Source organism: Bacillus sp. AFS053548 (assembly GCF_002575105.1).
GTDB lineage: Bacteria > Bacillota > Bacilli > Bacillales > Bacillaceae_G > Gottfriedia.
In genome coordinates this window covers 1-1357 of record NZ_NUHI01000067.1, presented here as the reverse complement: position 1 = coordinate 1357, position 1357 = coordinate 1, and the positions used below count along the sequence as shown (strand labels likewise).

Sequence of the window (1357 nt, the reverse complement as noted above, 5' to 3'; positions counted from 1 at the left end):
CTTTACATAGGGTACATTTTAATTTAACTGGTTGACCTTATAATACGAACGCATGCGTTAGTTGCTTAACAAATATAAAAAAATTCCTTCAGATATCGTTTCTGAAGGAATTCTTTATAATTTTTATCCGACATAAACTCATATATTTTAGGGGGCATCAGGTTTTTAATAAGTTTAGTTAGGAGCTTTTATTTGAAGTAGCTTAATCCCCATACCAATAAAGATTATTCCAGTTACTTTGTTTAAAACCATTCCAATTTTCTGGTTTCCTCTTAGTTTCTTTGTTACATAAGAAGAAAAATAAGCAACAATTAAACACCATAACAACCCTGTTGTTGTAAAAGTCAGTCCTAAGATCAGAAAAGGAATCGGACCAGAAGCCTTTGTATCTATGAATTGTGGAAGAAACGAAAGAAAAAATAAAGATACTTTGGGATTTGTTAGGCTCGTTAAAATACCTTGCACATATACTTTGGGTATATTTAATTTATCAACTTCGGTTGCTCGAAACGCAGCATTTGATTTATCTAGTAGCATACGTATCCCTAAGTATACCAAATAGATAACACCTAAAATCTTAATCGTATTAAATAATAAAACAGATTTTAATAGTATAAGGGATAATCCAAACGCAACCAAAAGCGTATGAATTAATGAGCCTGAAATGATTCCTAAAACGGAAAATACTCCTGCTTTTCTCCCTTGAGAAATACTTCGACCTACGATATACATCGTATCTGCACCTGGAATTAAATTTAACAAAATTCCTGTTATTAAAAATACTTCGAAATGAATAATACCATACACTTTTATGCACCCTTTCTTTTTTTAGGTGCCCTTATCGATATTACAGTATCATGTATGATTTTGAAACTATTTTTTTCTATTTTGTGGTAATTTTCAAATGAAAAGGAAAAACTTCTGATTTGGTTATTGAACTAACTAATGCGTTAGTTCAATAACTATCGGCTGCTTCGGCGGTCTTTTTTATCGCACTACCATGAAAAAACCTTACGGTATTCATGTAAAAAATGCATACCTAAAGAAGACGTCTTTATTTTATTTTTAAAAAGCGTCCAACAGTAAAAAAATATTAGTGGTTGATGGATTATGAGACTTCTTCGATTGATACGGAATACCCTAATTTTTCAAGTCTTCGAACTGAATAACGGACCATTGATACTTCTTTTTGTTTGTCATAATAATCTTCTCCTAAGTCTCTGTACATTTCTTTCCTAGTCAGAAGATAATAGGCGATTCTTAACATGGCATGTGCTACTACTATTCCTGCTCTTTTCCTACCTTTTCGTGCTGCTGTTCTTCGATACATTGCTCCAAGGTAGTTTTTGGATGCACC

1 protein-coding gene and 1 pseudogene are annotated in these 1357 nt (G+C 32.3%); both read right to left on the bottom strand.

Annotated elements, in window-relative coordinates; translation table 11 throughout:
* Positions 1-174: 174 nt before the first annotated feature.
* Positions 175-807 (bottom strand): LysE family translocator, encoded by a 633-nt coding sequence (locus CN946_RS20890; RefSeq protein WP_098862846.1) that lies wholly within the window; start codon positions 805-807, stop codon positions 175-177.
* A gap of 301 nt (positions 808-1108) precedes the next feature.
* Positions 1109-1357: pseudogene (locus tag CN946_RS20885) on the bottom strand (IS110 family RNA-guided transposase); the annotation flags it as partial.